The sequence below is a fragment of the Type-E symbiont of Plautia stali genome, from assembly GCF_059731115.1.
Genome location: NZ_AP035907.1, coordinates 118817 through 138760, shown reverse-complemented (window position 1 = coordinate 138760; position 19944 = coordinate 118817). Strand labels below are relative to the sequence as shown.

The 19944-nt window shown below is 53.7% G+C and carries 16 protein-coding genes and 1 riboswitch; of the genes, 9 read left to right on the top strand and 7 right to left on the bottom strand.

Features of this window, described 5'->3' with window-relative positions; genetic code table 11:
* Positions 1–49 precede the first annotated feature (49 nt).
* From arsR to arsC, 3 genes are read left to right on the top strand one after another with little or no spacing between them, the layout of a single operon-like run.
* Positions 50–370, top strand: coding sequence for an As(III)-sensing metalloregulatory transcriptional repressor ArsR (gene arsR, locus AC6I8L_RS20525; protein ID WP_058960743.1), 321 nt, complete (start codon positions 50–52; stop codon positions 368–370).
* A gap of 45 nt (positions 371–415) precedes the next feature.
* The gene (gene arsB, locus AC6I8L_RS20520; RefSeq protein ID WP_058960744.1) at positions 416–1705 is read left to right on the top strand and encodes an arsenite efflux transporter membrane subunit ArsB; all 1290 of its coding nucleotides are present in this window, start codon (positions 416–418) and stop codon (positions 1703–1705) included.
* Between the two features lie 12 nt (positions 1706–1717).
* Positions 1718–2143, top strand: coding sequence for a glutaredoxin-dependent arsenate reductase (gene arsC, locus AC6I8L_RS20515; protein WP_058960745.1), 426 nt, complete (start codon positions 1718–1720; stop codon positions 2141–2143).
* A 348-nt stretch (positions 2144–2491) separates the two neighbouring features.
* On the opposite strand, the gene AC6I8L_RS20510 is transcribed toward arsC, so the two are convergent.
* The 4 genes from AC6I8L_RS20510 to AC6I8L_RS20495 all read right to left on the bottom strand — a co-directional run bounded on the left by AC6I8L_RS20510 (position 2492) and on the right by AC6I8L_RS20495 (position 6862).
* Positions 2492–3433, bottom strand: coding sequence for an alpha/beta fold hydrolase (locus AC6I8L_RS20510; RefSeq protein ID WP_058960746.1), 942 nt, complete (start codon positions 3431–3433; stop codon positions 2492–2494).
* A gap of 104 nt (positions 3434–3537) precedes the next feature.
* A complete protein-coding gene (locus tag AC6I8L_RS20505) occupies positions 3538–4305 on the bottom strand; it encodes a 3-oxoacyl-ACP reductase (protein WP_058960747.1) in 768 nt (255 codons plus the stop codon).
* A gap of 26 nt (positions 4306–4331) precedes the next feature.
* Positions 4332–5783 (bottom strand): acyl-CoA reductase, encoded by a 1452-nt coding sequence (locus tag AC6I8L_RS20500; RefSeq protein WP_058960748.1) that lies wholly within the window; start codon positions 5781–5783, stop codon positions 4332–4334.
* Positions 5780–6862: a LuxE/PaaK family acyltransferase gene (locus tag AC6I8L_RS20495; protein WP_058960749.1), complete on the bottom strand. Its 1083-nt coding sequence runs from the start codon at positions 6860–6862 to the stop codon at positions 5780–5782. Before AC6I8L_RS20495 ends, AC6I8L_RS20500 begins: the two co-directional genes overlap by 4 nt.
* Positions 6863–6960: 98 nt before the next feature.
* A riboswitch (TPP riboswitch) is annotated at positions 6961–7089 on the bottom strand.
* Positions 7090–8036: 947 nt separating this feature from the next.
* Here AC6I8L_RS20495 and AC6I8L_RS20490 point away from each other — a divergent pair.
* Positions 8037–8351, top strand: coding sequence for a hypothetical protein (locus tag AC6I8L_RS20490; protein ID WP_153012301.1), 315 nt, complete (start codon positions 8037–8039; stop codon positions 8349–8351).
* Between the two features lie 117 nt (positions 8352–8468).
* Here the strand turns inward: AC6I8L_RS20490 and AC6I8L_RS20485 are convergent, their stop codons facing one another.
* Entirely contained in the window at positions 8469–11156 is a 2688-nt protein-coding gene (locus AC6I8L_RS20485; RefSeq protein WP_058960750.1) for a cation-transporting P-type ATPase, read from the bottom strand.
* 758 nt (positions 11157–11914) lie between these two features.
* On the opposite strand from AC6I8L_RS20485, the gene AC6I8L_RS20480 reads away from it, so the two are divergent.
* The 3 genes from AC6I8L_RS20480 to AC6I8L_RS20470 are packed head-to-tail and all read left to right on the top strand — an operon-like array spanning position 11915 to position 17024.
* Positions 11915–13000 (top strand): efflux RND transporter periplasmic adaptor subunit, encoded by a 1086-nt coding sequence (locus AC6I8L_RS20480; RefSeq protein WP_498014657.1) that lies wholly within the window; start codon positions 11915–11917, stop codon positions 12998–13000.
* On the top strand, positions 13000–16062 hold the full coding sequence (locus AC6I8L_RS20475) for an efflux RND transporter permease subunit (protein ID WP_058960752.1): 3063 nt from the start codon (positions 13000–13002) through the stop codon (positions 16060–16062). The genes AC6I8L_RS20480 and AC6I8L_RS20475 overlap by 1 nt, the downstream gene beginning before the upstream one ends.
* Positions 16059–17024 (top strand): acyltransferase, encoded by a 966-nt coding sequence (locus tag AC6I8L_RS20470; RefSeq protein WP_058960753.1) that lies wholly within the window; start codon positions 16059–16061, stop codon positions 17022–17024. Before AC6I8L_RS20475 ends, AC6I8L_RS20470 begins: the two co-directional genes overlap by 4 nt.
* On the opposite strand, the gene AC6I8L_RS20465 is transcribed toward AC6I8L_RS20470, so the two are convergent.
* Both AC6I8L_RS20465 and pagP read right to left on the bottom strand, forming a co-directional pair.
* Positions 17014–18519 carry an alpha/beta hydrolase gene (locus tag AC6I8L_RS20465; RefSeq protein WP_058960754.1) on the bottom strand — a complete coding sequence of 502 codons (1506 nt, stop codon included), beginning with the start codon at positions 18517–18519 and terminating at the stop codon, positions 17014–17016. The genes AC6I8L_RS20470 and AC6I8L_RS20465 overlap by 11 nt on opposite strands.
* Positions 18509–19066 carry a lipid IV(A) palmitoyltransferase PagP gene (gene pagP, locus AC6I8L_RS20460; RefSeq protein ID WP_058960755.1) on the bottom strand — a complete coding sequence of 186 codons (558 nt, stop codon included), beginning with the start codon at positions 19064–19066 and terminating at the stop codon, positions 18509–18511. The genes AC6I8L_RS20465 and pagP overlap by 11 nt, the downstream gene beginning before the upstream one ends.
* Before the next feature lie 239 nt (positions 19067–19305).
* On the opposite strand from pagP, the gene AC6I8L_RS20455 reads away from it, so the two are divergent.
* Positions 19306–19548: a type II toxin-antitoxin system ParD family antitoxin gene (locus AC6I8L_RS20455; RefSeq protein WP_034822508.1), complete on the top strand. Its 243-nt coding sequence runs from the start codon at positions 19306–19308 to the stop codon at positions 19546–19548.
* Entirely contained in the window at positions 19541–19831 is a 291-nt protein-coding gene (locus AC6I8L_RS20450) for a type II toxin-antitoxin system RelE/ParE family toxin (protein WP_034822506.1), read from the top strand. Before AC6I8L_RS20455 ends, AC6I8L_RS20450 begins: the two co-directional genes overlap by 8 nt.
* The last annotated feature ends 113 nt before the right edge of the window (positions 19832–19944 follow it).

Below are 19944 nucleotides of genomic sequence, written 5' to 3'. Positions count from 1 at the left end.
AATACATATGATTTATCATATGTGTATTCTAAATTTACCGGAAGAGAAAATGCTACAACCTGTTCAGCTTTTCAAAATTCTGTCAGACGAAACCCGTCTGGCTATCGTGATGCTTCTCAGGGAATCGGGCGAGATGTGCGTGTGTGACCTTTGCGGGGCCACCTCCGAGTCGCAGCCCAAAGTTTCCAGGCATATGGCAATTCTGCGGGAGGCTGAACTCGTTCTGGACCGCCGGGAAGGGAAATGGATCCATTACCGACTTTCTCCACATATGCCCGCATGGGCAGCAGAAACCATCACGACATCCTGGCAGTGCCTGCGGGAAGACGTTCGTCAGTGGCTGGAGAAATCAGCGGCATCATCCTGCTGAGATGAATTGAACACATTCTTTTAATCATATGTGATGGAGTCGGAAATGTTACTGGCAGGGAGTATATTTTTACTGACATTGATCCTGGTTATCTGGCAACCCGGGGGACTCAGTATTGGCTGGAGCGCCAGCATTGGTGCTGTGCTGGCCTTGTTATTTGGGGTTATCCATATGGGTGACATTCCGGTGGTCTGGAATATCGTCTGGAATGCAACCGCGACCTTTATCGCGGTAATTATCATCAGCCTGCTGCTCGATGAGTCGGGTTTTTTCGAATGGGCTGCGCTGCATGTCTCCCGTTGGGGCAACGGACGTGGTCGTCTGTTGTTTACCTGGATTGTCCTGTTGGGTGCAGCTGTAGCGGCACTGTTTGCTAACGATGGCGCTGCGCTTATCCTGACCCCCATCGTCATCGCCATGTTGCTCGCGCTGGGGTTCAGCAAACAGACTACGCTGGCCTTTGTTATGGCCGCCGGGTTTATTGCCGATACCGCCAGCCTGCCGCTTATCGTGTCGAACCTGGTGAACATCGTCTCTGCCGACTTATTCCGGCTTGGCTTTACGGAATACGCATCCGTCATGCTTCCCGTTGATATTGCTGCCATCGCCGCCACTCTGGGTATGCTGCATCTGTTTTTCCGCCGGGATATTCCTGCAACCTACAACGTCACTCTACTGAAAGCACCTGCCAGTGCGATTAAAGATCCCGCAACCTTCAAAGCCGGTTGGGTTGTTCTGGTTCTGTTGCTTGCCGGGTTCTTTGTGCTTGAGCCTCTGGGGATCCCCGTCAGCGCTATTGCAGCCGTCGGCGCTGCAGTGTTGTTCGCCGTTGCGAAAAAGGGTCATGCCATTAATACCGGAAAAGTGCTGCGCGGTGCGCCGTGGCAGATCGTTGTGTTCTCACTGGGTATGTACCTGGTGGTCTTCGGCCTGCGCAATGCTGGCTTAACGGAGTACCTTTCCGGGCTTCTGAATATACTGGCAGATAAGGGACTGCTGGCGGCAACGTTTGGCACGGGTTTCCTGACTGCATTCCTGTCATCAGTCATGAACAATATGCCAACCGTTCTTGTTGGAGCACTGTCGATTAACGGAAGCACGGCGTCCGGCGTCATCAAGGAAGCGATGATTCACGCCAACGTGATTGGCTGCGATTTAGGCCCCAAAATCACGCCAATAGGCAGCCTGGCGACCCTGTTGTGGCTGCATGTCCTGTCGCAGAAAAATATGACCATCAGCTGGGGGTATTACTTCCGCACGGGTATCATCATGACCCTGCCTGTGCTGTTTGTCACACTGGCCGCGCTGGCGCTGCGGCTCTCTGTCACTTTGTAATGAGATACTAATATGAGCAACATAATCATCTATCACAACCCTGACTGTGGTACGTCACGTAATACGCTGGAGATAATCCGCAACAGTGGCAATGAGCCCACCATAATTTATTACCTTGAAACACCCCCGGCTCATGATGAGCTGGTTAAACTTATTGCAGATATGGGGATCACAGTCCGTGCTCTGTTGCGTAAAAACGCGGAGCCTTACGAGCAATTAGGACTTTCAGAAGAGACATTCAGCGATGAGCAACTGATTGGTTTTATGCTAGAATACCCCATTTTAATTAACCGTCCCATCGTCGTGACCCCCTTTGGAACCCGCCTGTGCAGACCTTCCGAAGTCGTACTGGATATACTGCAGGAGCCTCAGCAAGGAGCATTTAAGAAAGAGGATGGTGAACAGGTTACTGACGAAACGGGGAAGCGGGTTAAGTAATCTATTCACTTAAGATTAACGGGCACCTTTTTACTTGATGCAGGTGTCCACTCCTCGCTCAGGCTGTGTGAAAACTGTTTTGGTCGCTTAAAGTGCCAAAAACAGGGATGAAAACTGCGCTCATACTTAAAATCTGGCTCAGCCAGCCAGTCGGGCATTGCCAGATTTTGCGTAGATGCGCGCACTTCAGTTTTGGGGCAGAGTTTTCACACAGCCTGCGCTCAAAGCGGACCATACCGTCTCATCCCCCCATCTCTTTCACATCAGACATGCATCCCGCGCAATATCTGCGCCCTACGCTCTAATGCAGCGAAACAACGGCCTATTCCGGCCGTTCCTCCCCAAATCTCATTCAGTTTGTGGCTGCATCTGGCTAACATCGCCATTCAAAGACGACTCAACCGCGTCGGAAAATCGCTCAGGCTGATCAAGCATGACAAAGTGAAAACTGTCATCGATCCGTTTGAAGTGGATATCGGGTGCAGAAGCATAGGCTTGACGGTACATCGCATCCACGCTGGCTGCTGGTACGCCGAATAGCGTGTCATATGCGTATACAACCTCAATCGGCGCTCTGATGCGGCCAAGTTCGGGACGCAAATCGGTGATCATCACTTCATACACGGCATCGGCAATGGTTTTACGGTCGGAATGGATTCCTGCCGCCACCAGTGCTGGCCTCACCGCCTCGGTCTTCGCTAAACGGGCGATGGATGCTTTCTGAAACTCCGTGAATTGCTCCGGCGACTGCCCCAAAATTAAATTTCGCGTCGCAGTGGCCTGCGGGGCGACCGTTTCGCTGGTCGCCGCTGGATTGAACATCAATGAATAGAACGGCAACGCATCAACGATCATCACGCGCCCCACCAGGTCAGGATGACGAGCAGCCAGCATCAATGCCATTTCTCCCCCAAGGGAATGGCCAATGATCGTCGGGGCTTTGATGTGCTGGACGTGAATATATGCAGCGATGGCGTCAACTGCCGGTGCCATGATTTTCCCGTCCGGGTTGGCAATGGCAGCCGTATTCGCGAAGCCTGCAAGCTCGATAAGATGAATGCGATGGTTCTTGCGTAATTTTGCAGATAAATCGGCCCAAACGTCGCGCGATGACGCCAGCCCCGGAATCAATATGACATCTGTTCCCGTTCCTTGCGTCTCCACGGAGATTCGCTGTGAGTTCGGATGTTCTGGAGGTACAGGCAATGGCTGAGCGGCAGACGCCGATACTAAGCTCGACGCCATTAAAAGCGTTCCACCGATGACGGCACGGATAGTTGCGGCATTCATTAAACCTCCCTGTTTATGTTAAGCGGCGTTAGCAAATTGATAAATCAGTGATCAGACTAACGCTAACCCATCGTGCTGCCAACAATATCAGCGTTCGGCCCCCGTCATCCCATCACCAACCCACCATCAACATACAGCGTTTGCCCGGTGACAAACTCGCTCCATTCTGAGGCTAAAAACATCACCGGACCGGCGACATCCACTGGCTCGGCAATTCGGCGCAGCGGCGTTTGTGCGGTGATAAAATCGCGCACGTCTTCTCGCGTCGCACTGCTGGCATCCGTGGGATAGACCAGACCCGGCGCAACACAGTTCACTCGAATCCCCAGCGGCCCCAGTTCGGCGGCGAGTGAACGGCTAAAGCCTATTAATGCGGATTTCGCCGTGACGTAATCGTGGTAAGGAACAGACGGACGGGCCACCAGATCGCTGGAAAGATTGATAATGCTGCCGCGTGTGCGTGAGCGCATCAGCGGCAACGCAGCCTGGCAGACGTTATAGGCCGCGCCGACGGCACCGTCAAACTGGCTTTGGTAGCCCTGCCATGAGGTTTCCCAGAAGCGCTGTCGATTATCGGTATCGAAGACATAGGGTGCGAAAGCATTGTTCACCACCGCATCCAGACGACCCGTGGTGTTAGCGATCTGCTCCATCATCGCCGCTACCTGCTCTGCTGAGGTGACATCGGCTCGAATGGCGATGGCCGAACCGCCCAGTGCTTCACAGCTTTTTACCACTTCCATTGCGGCGGCTTCACTGCGCAGGTAGTTCACCACCACCAGCGCGCCCTCAGCGGCGAAAGCCTGCGTGATAGCTGCACCAATACCCCGGCTCGCCCCCGTCACCAGAATCGTTTGATCAGCAAATTTCATCTCTTACCTCCTGTAAAAACGTGGATTCAATCCGCATAGGGCGCGAAGCGCTCAGCGGCAATTTCAGCAGATGCCTCTATTTCCGTAAAAGTGACCAGATCCAGCAGGCTAAAGCGGCCATCGTGATGCCATCCGGCGGCAGGCGATGTCATGCTGCCAAAGGCAGTAATACGGCTGATACCGGCTTGCCCTAGCCGCGCGGCGAGAACAAACAGCTCTCGCGGAGTGGCCGCCACCGCCGCCGTTTGCAGATAAATTTTCTGCTGCGAAATCAATGCAATCGCATCCTCAATCTCATCAACGGCCACCACTTTAAGCGTGCGTCCGAGTGCCGACGGCATCAGAGCTTCGGGGCCATCAACTACCACCACCGACCAGCTGTCCGTTGGCTCGCCGAACAGGATGCGATCGTCCTGCAACGCGCGAATCTCTTCACGGCTGCGCCAGGTTGCCACGCTGTTCACTTCAGCCGAAGAGAGCGCGCGACGCGGGTATTTGCGCGCCAGCGCTCGCAGTTCATGGGCGATGTACTCCGCAAATTCCTGCGGCGTGATGCGCCCGCCGCGTTCAACGAACAGCATTTGCGGTGAGTAACAGCCCGCCTGGTCATAGCGCATCACGTCATAGGCCGCGCGCTGCGCCAGATCGACGCCCTGCCTTGTATCCAGTGCCGAACGCCCCACCAGCCCCACGCTGATTTTATGGCCGTGCGGCAGAAAACGCGTGGTCACAGGCAGTTGCTGTTTGATTGCAGCCAGCGCGGCATTACCACCGTAAGCCATCACCACGTCAGGCTGGGTTAACCAGTGTTTTTCTGCTTCGGCTTCGCCGCCTTTCCACCACACTACCGCCAGGCATTCGCCAAGTTGGGGATCGATCTCAGCCAGCAGTTGTGCGAACCAGCCCGCCATCAGCGGTTCAGCACCGGGCAATTTGCCCACGCTGCCCGCTTTTACCAGTAATCCACAAATCAGACTCCACAGCGGTAGACCTGGCACATTTCCTGCCCAGATATGCATGAGCAGGTCCGGGCCAAATGCCCGTGCGAAGCCGCCATTAGGTCGCGGCTGAAAATCATCCAACAGCTGTGGATCGTTAAAGTCCTCGGCTAAAAAGCGCTTGAGCTGCGGCTGTCGAAAAGTTTTGAGGTATCCGGTAAGCCCAAGGCGAATCATCTCAGCGTCATAACCGGTGACAATCGGCAGCAGCATTTCGGCCTTGCGGCGCAGTGGATGGTTTCGATCCAGCAATCGCGCAATGGCCTCATCAATAATTGCTACGATCTTCGCCACGCTCAGCGTTGTGAGATAAGCGCGAGCGTGATCGCGCAGATGTGCGCTGAGAAGTGTAATTTGTGCCGGATTCAGATCGGGCACGTCGACATCCAGATGCTGGCCGTGATGGCTAAAACTCAGCGTGCGCCACTGCACCCCTTCAGGTGATAAACATCCCGGTAGATAACCCGCGACCTCTTTCACACTGCACCCTGCGCAGCAGCCAGGAACTCTTCCATCGACAGCGAACAGCCCTTCGCATCCGCTCCGGTGACCCGGCCCAGCAGATGGAAGCCGCCCGCCACTGCCCGGCCAGCATCCTCGGTCAGCAATGCTGACACTGAATTGAAGTGGGCCAGATCATGGTGCACCAGCACGCCCATCTCACCTTCCGGCACCTCTTCGCCCGTCAGCGGATTGACCACGCGGGTGCGGATCCAGTGCGGGCCGGATTTCACCGAGGGACAGGCAACGTTGCCATCGTCATAAAACTGGCTGCTCAGTTCGGTCATGCCGTACATGTTGATGCAGTGCGTGCGCGGCACGCCCAACGACGCACTGAGTTCGGCGTAAAACTGCTCGGCCTCAATCTCACGGGATTGTCCCTTAAATCCACCGGTATCCAAAATTCGGCTGCCAGCGGGTAATGCAAAATGTCGCCCCTGGCGCTGCAGTTCGTCGAGCAGATGGACAAAGCTGTAGCTCGCGCCCAGCAGCGCATAAGGTTCGCCCTGCGCTTCAGCCTGCTCCAACGCAGCAAACAGGCGATCCATCGCGATACCGCGGTCATCCAGCAGCACTTCGCTCTCGGCGGTGCCAAATTTTTCCACCGCTAACGTCAGGTAATGGGCCAGCGAAGAGTTGGGCAGCGCCCGATTATCAGGGAACAAAATGCCCATGCGAATCCGCTCTTCGCCCGCCATAAAGCGCTGGCGGAAATTCTGCATCATCGAGCATTTCCAGACATCGAGTGTCGGATGATAGCTGCGACCTTTCACCGTGCCGGTCGTACCGCTGGTCATAAACATCGCTTCGACGTCATCGGTGGCATGGCAGCTCAGCGTCAGATCCTTAAACGCAGTAATGGGAATCGCCGGGATGGCGCGCCAGTTTTTCACCGTAAAGGGTGTGCGGCCGCGTTGCATGGCGAAGCGTCGATAAGGGGTATTGTGTTCGAATTGATAAGCGAAGATGGCGAGCGCCAGGCGGTTAAAATCGTCGTCGGTTGTGTCCTGACGCTGAAGAAAGGTCAGCAAAGCGTCGATCAAAGCAGCTTCAGTCATATGCGGGTCCACCAGTTGCGATTGCGCGAAATTTCTCAGGCCGGGCCTGATGAGTAGAGTCTGTCCGCTACAAGCACAAAGATGGGATCAGGACGCAGTGTCGCCCTGTGTTCCGCTCCCTACGCCGGTATTAGCCGGATCAGGTTCGTAGGGTCACCACGTTGCCAACGCGAAAACGCTGGCGGGTAGAATCTCAGCCCGCTAACCGGGCACCCCCTGGAACAGGTCGCAGTCAATCAAAAGGCCGCTCAATAAAACCTCAATCAACTCACTGATTTTATTAAGCTTACTTTAAATCTACTGCAGACGGTCGTTAAAGGTTAAACCATTTGCTGTTTTAACACACTGATCTTTTTATCTGACCAGATGCACGACGAGCGTTTCAGCATCGCGGTGATTCATTGATTAATGTGAATAGTCCTGCTGAATGAGTGAGCTGTGAGTTTTTATCATCAGATACTTCTGACCTCAGCATTAATCCAGGAAAAAATGTCATGAGAATGCCATAACTCTACCATTAATAAGTTATTAACCAGGATATTTGATGTACTTTGGCTTTAATGCCCGTTTTATTTGTTCGAGTCCCTCTTCAATAAATCTCACAGGATTTTTTTGTGATACGTAATATTCAGATTTTATCCCAACCATTATCAGATAATGACCAGGCGACATCGGCAATACACATCAATTCATTTCATCAAATAAACCAAAAATACTATTGATTTTCCGCTAGTTAGACCGGAGACTGTTTGTGAAGCACTTAAGGGAATTTAAAATGAAGACTTCCGCTAAGGTTGGAGCACTCAGTGCCCTGGGGATTATTTTGTCTGCGTCGGGTTATGAGGTATATTTGCGGAGCGTAGAAAACCAAAAAAGATGAAATAGCCTGTGTGACCGTTCACAGTCGTGATGCGGTTATTGCCGTAGAAAAAGATCTCCTCAATAAATCCGATACCGAGATGTTTGGGAAAAATAGAATCACCCTGGGCTCTCTTCTGGTCCACAATGAAGGCGTAGCAAAAAAATGGTACACGTATTATCGTTCCGTTTACTTTGGCGAGCCATCGTGGGCAAACTGAGTTTCAGGCCGTAGTGAGATGTTCAAATTTACAAGATATTGAATACGATAAACTTTAATGAGTCCATTGACTCACGCAGCAAACGGATAAAAACCATGTATAAGGCAACGAAATATTACGTCTGCGATCACGCCCGCAGGGGCTTGCTGTTGCATACCGCAGGATGTGAACAATTACCCGGTATCGATTCACGGGCGTTTATTGGCAGTATGTATAACCACAGCCAGGCATTAACCGTCGCCGCAGCGCAATATACGAATGTTCATTACTGCCCGTGCTGTATCACTGTGAATAAGACTACCGAGCCAGAAAAATCCAAGGCAGCTATGCCAGCACTGTGCAGGGCGACAAAACCAAAGAGAAAGAAACCGGTGAAGATTGTCGAACCCGTGCGACACTTTCCTCTCTGAGTTGATGACAGCAAATGTCCTGCAACGTTTAAATCCCATCTTTTGGCCCGAAATCAACATGTATCGTCTTAAACACCGCCCGCCTCGCTGACACCAGCGTGACGGGCGGCAGCAGACTCAAGCCGTTCTGAATCGGCGGGTGAGCGGTTTCTCAACTTCTACAATCAGGAACATCACGAAACCGATGATGAAGGTGATCACCCAATAACGGAATGGCAGTCCAGTGGTACCGAATAGCAGCTGCATAAATGGCGCGTAGATGATCAGCAGTTGCAGCACCAGCAGCACCGCGCTGACGATCCAGATCCCTTTGTTCATCAGCAGCCCTTTGCTCAGTGAGAAGCCGTCCGACACACGGCAGTTGAGCATATAGAACCACTGCGCGGTAACCAGCGTCTGCAACAGCACGGTGCGGATAAACTCAGGGGAATAGCCACGCGGCTGCAGCCAGGCTTCCAGCACAAACGCACTTATCGCAATCATTGAGCCAACAAACACCACGCGCCAGATAGCGAACCCATCCATCACATGCAGTTTGGGATCGCGCGGCGGTCGGCGCATGATGTTTTTTTCACCCTCTTCAAATGCCAGACCAAACGACAGCGTGGCCGACGTCGCCATGTTCATCCACAGAATCAGTACCGGCGTGAGCGGAATGAGATTCCCCGCCAGCAGGGCGATGATGATCAACAACCCCTGTGCGAGGTTGGTGGGCATAATAAACAGGATGGTTTTTTTCAGGTTGTCATAAACCCGGCGCCCTTCCCTTACTGCGCTGGCAATGGTGGCGAAGTTATCATCCGTGAGCACCATATCGGCGGCTTCCTTGGTCACTTCGGTGCCTTTAATGCCCATCGCGATACCGACATCGGCGCGCTTCAGGGCGGGCGCATCGTTCACGCCGTCCCCGGTCATACCGACTACCTCTTGCTTACTCTGCAACGCCTGAACCAGACGGAATTTATCCTCCGGACTGGTGCGGGCAAAGATGTCGTAGGCCTGCGCGGCATCACTCAACTGGTGATCGTCCATCACTTCCAGTTCACGCCCGGTGATGGCTGAGTCTGCATTGCCAATCCCCAGCATCTGCCCAATGCTCATCGCGGTTTGCGGGTGGTCTCCGGTGATCATTTTGACGCGTATGCCGGCTTGCAGACAGTCACGAATCGCGGTGATGGCTTCAGGGCGCGGCGGGTCCATCATTCCGGCAATGCCGAGCAGAATCACGCCCTGTTGCAGATCCTGATGGGTGAGTTCAGTTTGTCCCGGTAACGCCGGTTTCCAGGCTGCCGCCACCATGCGCAAGCCTTCGCGCGCATACTCTTCAATCTTGCCTTCCCACCAGCTGATATCGAGCGGTTGCAGGCCGTGCTCGGTTTGCTGCTGCTGACAAAGCCGGAACAGCACATCCGGCGCGCCGGTGATCAGCACGCGCTCTTCGTCACCAATGCGGTACAACGTCGACATATATTTGTATTGCGAATCAAACGGAATTTTACTGCGTAACTCGGTGGTGACCACCGGCAACTGCCCTTTGGCGGCCAGTACCTTGAGCGCACCTTCTGTCGGGCCCCCGGTGATTTTCCAGAAACCGCTCTCATCCTTAATCAGCTGGCTGTCATTACACAGATCTATGGTACGTAAATACTGCTCCAGCAAGGACCCACCCGTGACGGTAATCGGTACGGCGTCATCCGCTTTATGAATGGCACCAACCGGTTCATAGCTGTCACCGTCTACCCGATAGATATGGTCGGCGGTGATCACCGCTTTGACCGTCATCTCATTCATGGTCAGCGTGCCGGTTTTATCCGAGCAGATCACCGTCATCGCACCCAGCGTTTCCACCGTCGGCAGCTTGCGAATGATCGCCTGCTGCTTCGCCATAGTCTGCACGCCAAGGGAGAGAATGATGGAGATAATGGCGGGTAAGCCTTCAGGAACAGACGCCACCGCCAGACTGATCAATGACAGCATCAGTTCAGAGACCGGCATATCGCGGAACAGCAGACTGAAGACAAACAGTGCCGCCATCATCGCGAGGATAATCAGGAAGATGGCTTTCCCTAACTTGTCCATTTGCACCAGCAGCGGCGTGCGGTGTTTTTCGATATCGGACATCATCTGATTGATGTGCCCCAGTTCGGTCTCTCCGCCCGTGGTGACGACCAGCCCTTTACCGCCACCGGAACTGACCGTTGTTCCCGAAAACAGTAAATTGGTGCGGTCGCCTAACGGAAGTTCGCCCGCAAGCGCATCGGTGGTTTTCTCTACCACCGTGGATTCCCCGGTGAGTATCGCCTCTTCGACGCGCAGATTGTGGGCTTCGATCACGCGCAGGTCGGCAGGAATACGATCCCCGGCGCGGATCACCACCACATCACCCGGCACCAGCGCGGTGGTCGGCAGGGTTTCATGGTTACCGGCGCGGATCACCACCGTTTCACTGGAGAGCATATTGCGTATGCTTTGCAGGGATTTTTCCGCGTTACTCTCCTGGATATGACCAATCAACGCGTTGACCACTGCCACACCGAGAATGACCAGTGTATCGACCCAATGGCCCATCACTGCCGTCAGCAGCGCGGCAGCGAGTAACACGTAAATCAGCACATCGTTAAAATGGGCGAGGAAGCGCAGCCATGCTGGCTTGCCCGGTTTTTGTGGCAGGGCATTTTCACCGTACTGTTGTAAGCGTGCTGTTGCTTCACTACCCGAGATACCTTCGAGGGAACTCTCTGTCTGGCTCAAGGTTTCATCGACAGAAAGCTGATAGTACGACCTTTCCGATTTAGCAGTATTCATCGCTTTCTCCTCAAATCCTGTTTCGGAAATCAAGGCGGTGACATCGCGTTATTAACAGATCCACTTCAAATACAAAGACAAACATCCACGCACTGCCTGAGGTGAGTCCCGTTTATAACTGAAAGACATGTCATTAATGGCTGCTCAACGAAATTGAGCAGGGAAATAATCTATACGACAAACTTTTGACAAGAGAAATGAACGTTATAAACGTAGCACAGGCTATTCAACTCACTCTGCTTTTATGAGGAAAGTCATCCGTAATCAAAAAACAATTTTTAGCGTAATTTTAAACCAAAGATAAATAAGCCGTTTTTAACGAAAATAAATTAACCCTCCCCTATGTTAATGAAATGGCGAGAAAAGCCACACTTTGCGTTTATGTTGTTAACGTGGTTTAAAGCTCTGTTTAAATCAAACAAATCAGACTTAAATTCCATGATTTGCGATAAAGTTATTGCGTTTATCAAACTTTACATTTTTGGATATACACAGCTATGCTCATGCTTAACAAATAAACCTTAACCGTCACTCCTATCCGTGCGCAGTGAGATGACTCTATTTCGCCCACTGTTAATGGAGGTAACGATGCCGGACTATAGTCTGCTGCGCCTGAGTCTTTATGTGGTTATCGCTATTGTAACCTGTTCTGCCGTGGGGTTATTTACCTACGCCGTCGTTTCAATGCTCGGCGAATAAGAACCTCGCTAATAATAACGCCAATAATTAATTCAATATTGCTGATTGAGGACAAACTCGTGACGCGTTATTTTCCGCTGATCGCCATTGTTATATTGATAACAACAGGTTGCGATCAAAAAAAAACGGAAGTTACTCCTTTGCCGCGCATGGTGAAAGTGGTTGAGGTAGTGGCTTCCGGTGAGGCTCAGCAACGCATCTTCCCCGCACGCATTGAATCGGGTGATTCCACAGACCTCTCCTTTAAACGGGGTGGGCAAATCGACGCCCTGGAGATTCGCCAGGGCAACAATGTGACGCAGGGACAAGTGATCGCCAGACTGGTGGCACGTGAGGCGCAGCAGCGCGTTAACGAACGCCAGACTGCCGCTACGTTAGCCCAGCGACAGTTTGCACGCTTCCAGACGCTGGCCGGGCGCCAGGCGATTTCTCAGGCCGAAATGGACGTGCAGCGCGCGAACCGCGATGCCGCCAACGCGGCCTTGCAAATTGCCCGTGAAGAGTTAAGCCAGATGACCTTAACCGCGCCTTTTAGCGGCACCGCGGCGACGGTCAATGTGCGTAATCATCAGGTGATTGCGGCGGGCCAGACCATCGCCACGTTAACGCGCACCGACCTGCTTGATGTGGTGTTTAACGTGCCGGAAAACCTGTTCACCGCGCTGGATATCCGCAACATGACGTACCGCCCGGTGGTGCGCATTAACACGCTGCCAGATCGCGAATTTCAGGCTGAATACAAAGAGCACACCAGTAGCAGTAGCAGCAACACACTGACCTGGCAGGTGATCTTAACCATGCCGCGCCCTGCCGATTTTCCGGCCGTGGGCGGTGTCAGTGGTACTGTCACCATCAATCTGGCCAATCTTCCCGCCAACGTTAATCATGCAGCCTTGGTCGTTCCGGTCGAAGCGGTGTTTAACCCCGACAGCCACCAGCGCAATGAGCCTCATGTCTGGGTGGTGCAAGGCAGCGGCGATCAGCTCAAGCTGGAAGATCGTAGGGTCGCCGTCGGCGAAGTCACTAACCAGGGCGTGGTGATCACCGATGGACTGAAAGCCGGTGAACGCGTGGTCGCAGCAGGCGTCAATGAGTTACATGCGCAACAGCCGGTACGCATCTGGACGCGTGAGCGAGGGCTGTAATGGACATCTCCAAACAGTTTATTGATAACCCGATTCGCGTCTGGCTGGCGATTTTGCTATTAGGGCTGGGGGGTATTTTTGCCCTGCTCAATATTGGTCGCCTGGAAGACCCCGCTTTTACCATTAAAACCGCCGTAGTGGTCACGCAATATCCTGGCGCGTCCGCACAGCAGGTGGAAGAAGAGGTGACGCTGCCGCTGGAAAATGCCCTGCAGCAGTTGCCCTATCTGGACAGCGTCAGTTCCATCTCCTCCAACGGCCTGTCGCAAATTACGGTGAATATTGCGTCGCGCTATCACTCTAACGAACTGCCACAAATCTGGGATGAGCTGCGGCGGCGCGTCGGTGATGCGTCACGCTTCTTCCCGCCCGGCGTAGCAGCGCCTTTCATTAACGATGATTTTGGCGACGTGTTCGGCTTTTTCTTCGCCATTTCCGGTGACAACTTCAGCAATCCTGAATTAGTGCAATACGCTGAACAGCTGCGGCGAGAACTGGTGCTGGTGCCCGGCGTGGGCAAGGTGGCGATTGGCGGCGCCATCCCGCAGCAAATTGATGTCGATGTTTCGCTGACAAAAATGGCGGCGCGCGGCATCACGCCAGCACAACTCTCCGCCGCACTGAGCCGCCTGAACGTGGTTTCCAGCGCAGGAGAGATCAAATCCGGCTCCGAATCGATTCGTCTGCATCCTACCGGTGAATTTGAAAATATCGATGAGCTGAGCGATCTGCTTATCAGCCCCGTTGGCGACACTGCCACCACCCGCTTGCGCGACATCGCTACGCTGTCTCGCGGGTTGAGCGAATCCCCTTCCAGCATCTATCATGCCAACGGACGCCCGGCCGTCACCATGGGCGTCTCCTTTATCCCTGGCGTCAACGTGATTGATGTGGGGCGTGCACTGGAAGCCAAACTGCAGCAGATGTCGGCAGAAAAACCGGCCGGTATTCAGATCAACACCTTTTACGATCAGGCTGCGGAAGTGGCGCACTCCGTCAACGGCTTTATCACCAACTTCCTGATGGCGCTGGCGATTGTGGTGGGCGTGCTGCTGATCTTTATGGGCGTACGCAGCGGCATCATTATTGCGCTCTCGCTGGCGCTGAACGTGCTGGGCACCCTGCTAATCATGTATTTGTGGGGCATTGAGCTACAGCGTATTTCACTGGGAGCGCTGATTATCGCCCTCAGTATGCTGGTGGATAACGCGATTGTGATCGTCGAAGGGGTATTGATTTCACGTCAACAAGGCTCATCGCGCACCTCGGCGATCAACTTTGTTATCCGGCGCTCGGCCTTCCCGCTGTTAGGGGCCACGATTATCGCAATACTGGCGTTTGCGCCGATTGGGTTGTCGCAGGATTCCACCGGTGAGTACTGCAAATCGCTGTTCCAGGTGTTGCTGATTTCGCTGATGTTGAGTTGGTTCTCGGCGCTCACCATCACGCCGGTGTTAATCAAATGGTGGCTGTTTAAAAAGAACAGCGCGGCAACGCTCGCCGCTGAAGCCTCGCCGTACGATGGCGGTTTCTACCGGATCTACCAACGCACGCTCAACGCGCTGCTACAGCAGAAAACCCTCACGCTTTCAGTGATGGCCGTCCTGCTGGCACTGGCGATCTGGGGCTTTGGTGGCGTAAGACAAAACTTCTTCCCCTCGTCCAATACGCCGATCTTCTTTGTCGATTTGTGGCTGCCTTACGGCACAGACATCAAGGCCACCGAGCAAATGGCCAGCGATATTGAAAAGTCGATCACCGGGCAGCAAGGCGTGGTGTCTACGGTCACCACCGTCGGCCAGGGCAGCATGCGTTTTATCCTCACTTACAATGGACAGCGCCAGTACAGCAACTACGCGCAAATCATGGTGCGCATGGACGATCAGCGCAATATCGCCGCACTGTCGCGCCGCGTAGATGATTATATCGCCCGCCAGTATCCGCAGGTGAATGCCAGCACCAAACGGGTGATGTTTGGCCCTTCCGGCGGCAGTGCCATTGAGGTACGCATCAAAGGTCCCGATCCCGACCGCATGCGACTGATTGCCAGTGAAGTGGGTGATATCCTCGCGCAGGATCCCGCCACCGACAGCGTGCGCAATGACTGGCAAAACCGCAGCAAGGTGATTCGTCCGCAGTTCAATCCGGCGCTGGGCCGCGAGTTGGGCGTGGATAAGCAGGAAATCGATAACGCGTTGCAAATGAATTTCACCGGCAGCCGCGTGGGTTTATACCGTGAAGGTGCAGATTTGCTGCCGGTGGTGGTGCGTCCGCCCGCCAGTGAACGCCAGGATGCCAACCATCTGAACAATGTGCTGGTGTGGAGCCAAAGCCAGCAGCACTACATTCCACTCAGCAATGTGGTGAGTGGCTTCAATCTTGAATGGGAAGATCCATTAATTCTGCGGCGCGATCGCAGTCGCGTGCTGACGGTGATGACCGATCCCAGCCCGCTCAGCAGCGACACTTCCGGTGATATTCTGTCTCGCGTGCGACCGCAAATTGATCAGCTAACACTGCCGCACGGCTACAGCATTGAATGGGGCGGCGATGCCGAAAACTCCAGCGAAGCGCAGCAAGGCGTGTTCACCACGTTGCCGTTGGGCTATCTGGTGATGTTTGTGATTACCGTGCTGATGTTTAGCTCACTGAAAAATGCGGTGGCGATCTGGCTGACAGTGCCTTTGGCGTTGATCGGCGTGACGCCTGGCTTTTTACTCACCGGCATACCGTTTGGCTTTATGGCGCTGATTGGCTTGCTGAGCCTGAGCGGCATGCTGATCCGTAACGGCATTGTGCTGGTGGAAGAGATTGAGCAACAGAAACAGAGCAAAGCACAGCATGACGCGATTCTGTATGCCGCCACGTCGCGCTTGCGCCCCATCCTGCTGACCGCGTTCACCACGGTGTTAGGCCTGGCACCGCTGCTGCGAGATGTGTTTTTCCAGAGCATGGCGGTAGTGATTATGTTCGGACTGGGCTTTGCGACGATACTGACGCTGCTGGTTCTGCCGGTGATTTATGCCTGCTTCCACCGCGCTGAGAAAGCGACGTCAACATGAACACCACCGGGCTGAATGTCATTAAGACACTCGGCTGCATGGCGGCAGTGACCTTTTTTACGCTGTATAACACCTGGGATCGCTACGATTATGATTACCACTGGATTCTGGCGTTCCTGACGTTTATCTCCACCATCGCTACCCCACTGTTTTTTGTGGTGGCGGGCATTATGGATAGCCATGCCGAGCAGGATTTACGCTGGCAGCTCAACAAGATCCGCAATGTGGTGATCGTCTTCCTCTTCTGGATGACGATTTACTATCTGTGGGAACCTTATCAGCGCGGTTACCTTATTCAGCCGTGGTTTGTATTCTCGTTTATCGTGATCTACAGCTTTAATCCGCTGCTCAGCTGGCTCAGCCTGCATCGGCTGGCGTTTTGCGCGCTGGTCGGTGCCCTGCTGCTGTTTTCTTATGGCTACGATTTGCTGTCGGTGCTCTATCCCGACGTGCGGGTGTTCAGCCTCGCGCCGCAGTACCGCATCTGGACCTGGCTGCTGTTTTACCTCACCGGCCAGCTATTGTGTGAACCGGTGATTGCCGACTGGCTGAATCGGAGAAGAGTCGCCCTCGTCGCCACCTGCGCCCTGCCCTTTATCTATCTGTTCACCTGGTTGTACGAGCAGCACTTCTTCTTCGCGTTGTTTAAAGCCGACCGCAATGCCTTCCTCCTCACCGGTTCACAAATTTACCTGTTGGTGGTCGCACTGGTATTAGCCGCCAGCGGCGTGCGTTTCCGCCGCCATGTCGCCCTCAAAGAAACCCTGCTGGCCACCGTGAGTAAAACCATGACCGGGGTGTACATCATGCATTACTCGGTGTTTCACATCGTCACCGCGTTGATCCCAATCACCTCGCTGGCCACCAAACTCACGCTGATTGTGCTGACCTTTGTGCTCTCGGTGTTGCTGGCCCGACTGATTCTTGCCAACGGGCTGCTGAAAAAAGTCATCACTCTTTAAGGCACTGCTGCAGATCCGGCTGCTGACCGCAGGCAATTCGTGCATTTATTTGCGCCATCATATAAGTGAAAAACGGATTGGAGGTATTACGCATCAAGGTGTCGAGTCCCACGGTGAGGCTGGCGGTTTCTCCGCGCAGTGAGATGATGCCGAGGCTGATGCCATAACGATTTTTCTCGGTGGGTTCGCGGCCATACAGCGAATCGGTGAGAGGGAATGGGACAGCGATATGCGACAAGGAATACATATCCTGCGGCCACGCCAGATGCAGCGGACGCGTCACTTCGTTGGTTTGATCGGCGGGCGTGATGCGGGCGACCACGTCATAAGTGGTGGGCGACGCGTTAGTGATCACCGTTGTGGCGTAATGACGCGGCGCGGCAGGCAGTAAGTCGTTGACCGCTGAATACAGTGCAGGCCGGAACAGCGCGCGTAAGTTGGCCGCCTGGTTGATATCGAAAATCACTAACTGACTGCCGTTGTCCGGCAGGTAACGGTACAGCGCATTCACCACCGCGCGGGTACTGACAGTGGAATCGAGGATCGACTGGAACGTCATCAGCGGGGGTAAGCCACGTATTTCGCCATCGCGGGCGAGTTGCACAATCTGTTCCTGCAACGCCTGGGTTAACAGCCAGGACTGACGCGCCGCTCGTACCGGGAATGAATTGTATTTAAACGGGTTGTATTCCGGCACGATATTCAGCCACGCCGCTTTAGCAAACACCGGGAACACCGCTGGCCATCCCGCTAACCCCGCAAAACGGGCGTATGCCGTCACGCCAATCATCGGTGACAACAACACCACCTGTTGTGGTTTACGCAGCGCCTGATCCTGTTGGCTATCAAGCACATACTTCATCGCCAGCGCGCCGCCGTTTGAGTAGCCCACCAGATGCAACGGGACCTGGGTTCCCGCTATCCGGGTGGCTTCACGCACGGCCAGACGCGTCGCGGCCAGCCACATTTTCCAGTCAACTTTGGTTAACGATCCCGGCGCGGTGCCGTGGCCGGGTAATCTCGGTACTACCGCAACATAGCCTTGTTGCTGATAGGCCTGTGCCAGATAACGCATGCTGTAAGGCGAATCCGTTAGGCCGTGCAGTAGCACCACAGCGCCTTTAATTTCACCCATGGGTTTCAGTACAAACGAACGATTCCAGTCGGTGTCAAATCCTGCCGGATAGACCGGGCTTTGCGCGTAATAGCGGTTTAGCGAGGTTTTCTCTTCATCGCTCAGTTGGTCCGTGACGTTGTGATTCATCTGCTGGAAGATCACATTTTCCTGCGCCAGATAATCGGCGAAGGTGGCGTGATCTATTTGATCCACTGTCATTTCGTCAGCCGCCCAGGTATGCCAGCGATGCAGCGGTGCACCCTGCTCAGACTGATAGCCGCGAATCAGCAAAAACATGATCAGCAAAGAAACCACGCCCAGGGCGATTCTCTTCAGCCACTTAAGCGTGGGTGAACGCTGCACCCTGTCAGAAGCCATAGCGGAACCAGGCAAACAGCACATTGCCGTTGTTGTAGCTACCCGGAATATAGGTGAACTGCACGTTGAGATTTTTATAGCCTGCGGAGAACAGCGGCAGGACAATCGGCAGTGGCACGTAGTTGGCGAAATCGTCACGCGCGGTGATGCCCGCCGTCAGCCCCAACCCTAAACGCACATCGCGTGCCTCATCGAGATACCAGCCTTTCTCCCAGCCGTAACCGATAATCGGCTGCCACATGTTATGCGAATCCTTAAAGGCCATCGCATACAGCGCGCTCCAGTCACCGTCCTCGTTGTAGCGGGACACACCAAAGCCACCGCCCCATGGCGACTCGTTGTAGTTATCGGTTTTGTCTTTGTCATAAGCGAAACGGGCATGCCAGCTGATGAACGGCAAATAGAGGTCGTAATATTGTGGCTGCTCCCAGGTTTGTGACACGTCCTGCTTCAGCCATTCCCATCCATCACTGAGTGTGCCAGCCGCCAGGGCCGGGAAGGTCAAAACACTCAACGAGACGCACAACGCCACCAGAAAAGTACGCATGAGTTATCCTTCTGCAAAAGCACCAATGATAGTGAGCAAGGGGAACAGCCAGCATGATCTGTGTGCCCATACCGGGCAGACCGTCTGGGAATATTATAGTTGTTGAGTGAAGGTTAAGGGGCTGAGCAAAACATACTGTTGCGTGGCACATTCCATAAGGACGAGGTCGATTTGACTGGCGATGAAGACTTGAGCAAACTATGTTCTTTTGTATTAACAGTTAATACACGGTGAGTTCAATGAGAAAAATAACGTCGGTTAGCGTAGGCGAACAACTCGATAACTTCATCTCGCGCATGGTTGATTCAGGGCGCTATGGATCAGCCAGTGAAGTGATGCGTTCGGCTTTACGGCTGCTGGAACAACAGGAATCACATGATCAAGTTGTCCGAAATGCCGTTGTTGAAGGGTTAGAAAGTGGCGAAAGCCCGCGTTCACTGCGTGAGATCGCTGCGGAAAGGAAGAAGCTTCATCGTGTATAAACTGTCCAAACTTGCCGACAGTGACTTTGCCAATATCTATGATTATACCTTGCTCAAATTTGGTGAAGCCCAAGCCGATCGCTACACCGATGCATTGGATGAGTTCCTTGAAACATTGTCAAAGATGCCTGAGATGGGACAGGATTACCCGCGCGTGCAGGATGTGAAACGTATTGTTTTCCAGTCACATACCATTTTTTATACTGCCAATCCTTCCGGAATATTTATTGCCCGAATTTTACATCAACAGATGGATACGGCTCGTCACCTACCCGACTTTTAATTCCACACTCAGCACCCTATCGCGCCCATAATCTTCCTCAACAACGCTTTTTTTACCTTTTCCACTCATCCCATCTTGATAACGATAACGATTTTCATTCAAATACAGCCTGC

Excerpts from the sequence above, each read along its gene's own strand:
- arsR (WP_058960743.1), top strand. The coding sequence starts at position 50 with ATGCTACAACCTGTTCAGCTTTTCAAAATTCTGTCAGACGAAACCCGT.
- arsB (WP_058960744.1), top strand. The coding sequence starts at position 416 with ATGTTACTGGCAGGGAGTATATTTTTACTGACATTGATCCTGGTTATC.
- arsC (WP_058960745.1), top strand. The coding sequence starts at position 1,718 with ATGAGCAACATAATCATCTATCACAACCCTGACTGTGGTACGTCACGT.
- AC6I8L_RS20510 (WP_058960746.1), bottom strand. The coding sequence starts at position 3,433 with ATGAATGCCGCAACTATCCGTGCCGTCATCGGTGGAACGCTTTTAATG.
- AC6I8L_RS20505 (WP_058960747.1), bottom strand. The coding sequence starts at position 4,305 with ATGAAATTTGCTGATCAAACGATTCTGGTGACGGGGGCGAGCCGGGGT.
- AC6I8L_RS20495 (WP_058960749.1), bottom strand. The coding sequence starts at position 6,862 with ATGACTGAAGCTGCTTTGATCGACGCTTTGCTGACCTTTCTTCAGCGT.
- AC6I8L_RS20490 (WP_153012301.1), top strand. The coding sequence starts at position 8,037 with ATGTATAAGGCAACGAAATATTACGTCTGCGATCACGCCCGCAGGGGC.
- AC6I8L_RS20485 (WP_058960750.1), bottom strand. The coding sequence starts at position 11,156 with ATGAATACTGCTAAATCGGAAAGGTCGTACTATCAGCTTTCTGTCGAT.
- AC6I8L_RS20475 (WP_058960752.1), top strand. The coding sequence starts at position 13,000 with ATGGACATCTCCAAACAGTTTATTGATAACCCGATTCGCGTCTGGCTG.
- AC6I8L_RS20470 (WP_058960753.1), top strand. The coding sequence starts at position 16,059 with ATGAACACCACCGGGCTGAATGTCATTAAGACACTCGGCTGCATGGCG.
- AC6I8L_RS20465 (WP_058960754.1), bottom strand. The coding sequence starts at position 18,519 with ATGGCTTCTGACAGGGTGCAGCGTTCACCCACGCTTAAGTGGCTGAAG.
- pagP (WP_058960755.1), bottom strand. The coding sequence starts at position 19,066 with ATGCGTACTTTTCTGGTGGCGTTGTGCGTCTCGTTGAGTGTTTTGACC.
- AC6I8L_RS20455 (WP_034822508.1), top strand. The coding sequence starts at position 19,306 with ATGAGAAAAATAACGTCGGTTAGCGTAGGCGAACAACTCGATAACTTC.